This window comes from Streptomyces torulosus (assembly GCF_001419765.1).
In the GTDB taxonomy this organism is placed as follows: domain Bacteria; phylum Actinomycetota; class Actinomycetes; order Streptomycetales; family Streptomycetaceae; genus Streptomyces; species Streptomyces torulosus.
The window spans coordinates 1-5086 of the sequence record NZ_LIRK01000783.1; the positions used below are offsets into that span (position 1 = coordinate 1).

A 5086-nucleotide genomic window follows, 5' to 3' on the forward strand; every position below is an offset into this window, starting at 1 on the left:
GGGCGGGGCAGGAGCGGGCGCCGTGGGTGCCCGGTTTCGCGCGGTGGCCCTCGCAGGGTTCGCCCAAAGAGGAGGGCAAAGCCCTGCGTGAGCGGGTGCCGCGCAGCACGCACGCGGACCTCACCCTCACCACCGACCGGCCCGACGCGGTGACGGCGGTCGAGGAGTCCAACCGCGGCCGCATTGCCGCGCTCATCCCGATAAGGGTCGGCCGGATGGCCGCCACCCCGTTCGCGTTCCTGCGCGGCTCGGCCGGCCTCATGGCCCATGACCTCGCCCGTACGCCGATGACCGGCATCGGCACCCAGATCTGCGGCGACGCCCACGCGGCGAACTTCGGCCTCTACGGGGACGCCCGCGGTGGGCTCGTCATCGACCTCAACGACTTCGACGAGACCGTGCACGGCCCCTGGGAGTGGGACCTCAAGCGCCTCGCCACCTCGCTCGTGCTCGCCGGCCGCGAGGCGGGCGCCGACGAGGACACCTGTCGCAAGGCGGCGCTCGACACGACCGGCGCCTACCGGCGCACCATGCGGCTCCTCGCCAAGCTCCCCGCCCTCGACGCGTGGAACGCCATCGCCGACGAGGAACTCGTCTCGCACACCGACGCGCACGACCTGCTCGGCACGCTGGAACGGGTCTCGGAGAAGGCGCGGGCCAACACGAGCGGACGCTTCGCGGCCAAGTCGACCGAGGCGGTGGAGGGCGGCGGGCGCCGCTTCGTGGACGCCCCGCCGGTGCTGCGCCGGGTGGACGACGCCGAGGCCGCGGTGGTCGCCACCTCCCTGGAGCAGTACCTGACCACGCTCTCGGAGGACCGCCACCCGTTGCTCGCCCACTACGCCGTGCACGATGTGGCGTTCCGCGTGGTCGGCACCGGCAGCGTCGGCACGCGCTCATACGTCGTGCTGCTCCTGGACCACCGGGGCGAGCCGCTTGTGCTCCAGGTGAAGGAGGCCCGCCCCTCCGCGCTCGAACCGCATCTCGCGACGGCCGGTTTCGACGTTCCGGCCGTGGCTCACGAGGGCCGTCGTGTGGTCCTGGGTCAGAAGCGGATGCAGGTGGTCAGCGACAGCCTGCTGGGCTGGACGACCGTGGACGACCACCCCTTCCAGGTGCGTCAGTTCCGCAACCGCAAGGGCAGCGTCGACCCCGCGGCCCTCGCGGCCGACCAGGTCGACGACTACGGCCGGATGACCGGCGCCCTGCTGGCCCGTGCCCACGCCCACAACGCCGACCCCCGGCTGATCGCCGGCTACTGCGGCAAGAACGAGGAACTCGACGAGGCCGTCGCGACGTTCGCCGTCACCTACGCCGACCGCACGGAGGCGGACCACGCGGACCTGGTGGCGGCGATACGGGCCGGCCGGATCGAGGCCGAGGCCGGGGTGTGACGAGGGCCGGGGCCACAGGGCTCGGCGAGCGGTAGCGGCTGTGGTCGGCTCGGGTTGTTTCTCGGCTTGGAGGGTGCGGTCGGCTCGGGTCGATTCCCGGCTTGGAGGGTGCAGTCGGCTCGGGCTGATGCTCTGGTCGGTTCCCGGCTCGGCCGCGTCGGCGTGAGCTGTCCGAACGTCGTTCCCGGTCGGGCGGGGTGCCTTCGGGCGGGCTCGGTGGCGCTCGGAGTCGTGGCCTAGGCTGGGTCGGGTGACGAGCCCGGAAGCCGATCAGACCCAGTCCGAGCACCCCGCCGAGCCCGTGGAGCCCGCTGGGGGCCCGGGGCAGGGCGAGGGCGCTTCCGCCGAGGGCGCGGAGGCCGCGGAGACCGTGGAGGGTTCCGCTTCCTCCCAGGGTGCCGCTTCGGCCGAGGGCGCGGTGTCCGGTGAAGGCACCGGGGGTGAGCGGCCCGAGGAACGGCTGGAGCGGGCCGTGCGGGCGGCCGAGCAGGCGTTGATCGAGTACGAGATCGCGGTGGAGACCTTCCGGGTCGAGGTGGAGAACTTCTCCCGGTTGCACCACCAGAAGCTCGGACCGATGTACGCCCGGCTCGACGAGCTCGACGCCCAGATCGCCGAGGCCAAGGCCGCACGGACCGGCGACCCCGAGGATGTGCGCAAGGCCCAGGAGGCACGGGCGCGGGTCATGCCCATGCCGGGCGTGGAGGAGCTGTTCCACGGTTGGATGGACTCGGAGGGCCTGTTCCCGGAGGCCGCGGCCATGCTCACCGACCAGGCCGTGCGGCCCCCGGAGCGGGTGCGACCGAGCGACGAGGCCCGCCGGCTCTACCGCGAGCTGGTGCGCAAGGCCCACCCCGATCTGGCCCAGGACGACAAGGAGCGCGAGCGGCGCGACGCGTTCATATCGCGGGTCAACGCGGCCTACGGGCGGGGTGACGAGACGCTGCTGCGGGAGCTGTCGCAGGAGTGGGCCGCGGGTCCGGTGCCGGAGGAGCGCAGGCCCAGCCGCAGCGAGGAGCTGTACGCCCGCCTCGAATGGCTGGCCCAGCGCAAGGAACTGCTCACCCTTGTCGCCCGCGAACTGGAGGAGGGCGCCATCGGTTCCATGCTCCGCATCGCCCCCGACGACCCAGACCGCCTCCTCGACGAGATCGCCGAACAGCTGCTGACGGAGGTCGCCCAGCGGGAAGCGGAACTGGCGGGGCTGCTCGGCGAGGGCGGTCAGGTCGGTCAGGTCGGCCAAGTGGGGCACGGTGGCCAGGAGGGCCACGAGGGGCATGTCGGCCAAGGTGGTCCGGGCGGTCAGGAGGGCCCCTGACGGCCAGGGTGGTCAGGGTGGTCACGCCGGGAAGGCCGGGCGGAGCGCGTAGGCGGGGTACGGCGGCGGTGTGTGGGCGTGCGGTCGGGTAGCGTCGTACGCATGCATTTCGGAGCTGGTGTGCCCACGGTCGAGGTCGGGGACCTCAAGGACGACGACTTCCTGCTCGACGTCCGGGAGGACGACGAGTGGCAGGCGGGTCATGCCGAAGGGGCGCTGCACATCCCGATCAGCGAGTTCGTGGCGCGGTACGGCGAGTTGACCGAGGCGGCGCCGCAGGACGGCAGGGTTCATGTGATCTGCCGTTCGGGCGGGCGTTCGGCGCAGGTCACCATGTACCTCGTCCAGCAGGGCATCGACGCCGTGAACGTGGACGGCGGGATGCAGGTCTGGGCGGCCGCCGGGCGGCCGGTGGTGGACGACAAGGGCGAGAGCGGGTTCGTTCTCTAGGTTCGGAGAGCTTTCCAGGCTCAGGGGCGCGCGGGTTGTTTTGCGCGCCCTTTTGGTCGGTGTGCACGGGCCCTCGGCCCAGCGTGTGGGCGGCGCTCAGCCCAGCGGGTGCGCTGCCAGTAGATCGCCCAGGGACTCCTCGTGTGCCGCTGCCGGGCCGAGGGAGAGTTCGAGGTGCTTGGCCCAGGCGTGGTAGCGGTGCAGGGGGTAGTCGACGTCGGCGCCGAAGCCGCCGTGCAGGTGTTGCGCGGTCTGCACGACCCGCCGTACGCCCTCCGAGGCCCAGATCTTCGCCACGGCGACGTCCCCGGCCGAGGGCAGGGCACCTGCCGCTCCGGAGCTGATGCGCCAGGCGGCCTGCCACAGGGTGGCCTCCATGGCGCGGAGGTCGATGTACCGGTCGGCGGCCTGGACGGCGACGGCCTGGAACGAGGCGATCGGGTGCCCGAACTGCTCCCGCTTTCCGGTGTATTCGCCGGTCATGGTGAGGACCCCCTCCCCCAGCCCCAGGGCCAGCGCACAGGTGCCGGTGGTCAGCAGTTCGCGGAGCCCTTCCCAGGCGCCGTCCGCGTCGATGACGTCCCGTGCGGCGATCCGGGCGGAGTCCAGCCGCAGCTCGGCGAGCCGCTCACCCGCCGTCGAGATCTGCTCGGCGAGGACCACGCCCTCGTGGACGCGGGGGACGAGGGCGAGCAGGACGTTGTCGGTGCCGACCGGTGCCATGGCGGTGTGCTGGGCCTCGGTGAGCCCGGCGTCCCCGGCCACGGGCGTCGCCGGTACGACGATGTAGTCGGCGTTGTACGCCCAGGGCACCGCTGTCTGCACTCCGTCGAGGACCCACGCCCCGTCGGCTTCCCGCTGAGCGGTGACCGCGAGTTCGGCCGGGTCGTGGCCGGTGCGGCCGTGCGCGGCGACGCTCAGCACGACCTCGCCCCGGCCGACCCGGGTCAGCAGATCGGTCCGCGCTTCCTCGCTGCCGTACGCCTGGACGGTCACGGCGGCCGCGCTGCTCTCCAGCAACGGCACCCGGGCCAGGACCTTCGCCGACTCGCGCAGCACCAGGCACAGCGCGATCGCGTCGAGCCCCGAGCCGCCGTAGGAGGGGTCCAGCAGGAGGCTGAGCAGGTCCGCGTCGGCCAGCCGCGTCCACAGGGCCCGGTCGAAGTCGTCGGCCACGGCCCCCGGAACGAGCGAGGGGCTCGGCACCCCGTCGGGTGCGACCCCGGCGAACACCGCCCTCGCCGCCTCGGCCGCCGCCTGCTGCTCCTCGGTGAAGGTGAAGTCCACGGTTCCGCCCTTCCGTGTCGCCGATGACGGGGCGTCAAGATAGAACAGGTTCTAGAAGAAGGGAATGACGCGGCGAGACCGGAGAGGGGCCGGCTGTGAGTCGGCGAAGGTCCGGACGGTTCGGCTGCTCACCTCCGGCTGCGTCGGCTGCTCACCTCAATGGTGGAGCACTGCGCCGTAAGGTGTCCGAGGCTGTGGATAACCTCGTGGGTGCCGTGTGATCGGTGTGACGATGTGACTGCTGTGGCCACCGGGACTGTGCCGGATGCGCGCGGCTGAGTAAGTTCCGGTGGGGAAACGGACCGGGAGTGGGAATCGGGGAGCGGGGCGGAATGGACGCGTACGACGAGGTCTCGAACGCCCGGCGCGGGCCGGACGAGCCCGAGGGCTCCGCTTCCATAGGCCCGGGCGACGCAGCCGCCGACCGTGGCGACGGCGCCGACGCGGACGCCGACACACCTGCTCCCGCTTCCACACCCGCCCCGGAAACCGGCTCCGTCCCGGAAACCGGTTCTGCCCCGGATGCCGACTCCGCCCCGGTTGCCGAGTCCGACAGCGTCGGTCGCGCGCCGGTTCCGGCTCGTGCTCCGACGTGGGCTGCGCGGCAGAGTCCGCAGACCCCGCCCCCTCCGTACAC

General features: G+C 72.6%; 4 protein-coding genes and 1 pseudogene. 4 read left to right on the plus strand and 1 reads right to left on the minus strand.

The window, feature by feature from the left end:
* Positions 1-26 precede the first annotated feature (26 nt).
* From AOK23_RS39810 to AOK23_RS39820, 3 genes are all read left to right on the plus strand, one after another.
* Positions 27-1394 (plus strand): DUF2252 domain-containing protein, encoded by a 1368-nt coding sequence (locus AOK23_RS39810; RefSeq protein ID WP_079049975.1) that lies wholly within the window; start codon positions 27-29, stop codon positions 1392-1394.
* Between the two features lie 250 nt (positions 1395-1644).
* Positions 1645-2712 (plus strand): J domain-containing protein, encoded by a 1068-nt coding sequence (locus AOK23_RS39815; RefSeq protein WP_240496777.1) that lies wholly within the window; start codon positions 1645-1647, stop codon positions 2710-2712.
* A 120-nt stretch (positions 2713-2832) separates the two neighbouring features.
* Complete coding sequence (locus AOK23_RS39820; RefSeq protein ID WP_055717309.1) at positions 2833-3162, plus strand: rhodanese-like domain-containing protein; 330 nt, start codon at positions 2833-2835, stop codon at positions 3160-3162.
* Positions 3163-3258: 96 nt separating this feature from the next.
* On the opposite strand, the gene AOK23_RS39825 is transcribed toward AOK23_RS39820, so the two are convergent.
* Positions 3259-4449, minus strand: coding sequence for an acyl-CoA dehydrogenase family protein (locus AOK23_RS39825; protein WP_055717310.1), 1191 nt, complete (start codon positions 4447-4449; stop codon positions 3259-3261).
* Positions 4450-4781: 332 nt separating this feature from the next.
* Between AOK23_RS39825 and AOK23_RS49110 the strand changes: the two are divergent.
* Positions 4782-5086: pseudogene (locus AOK23_RS49110) on the plus strand (DUF5819 family protein); the annotation flags it as partial.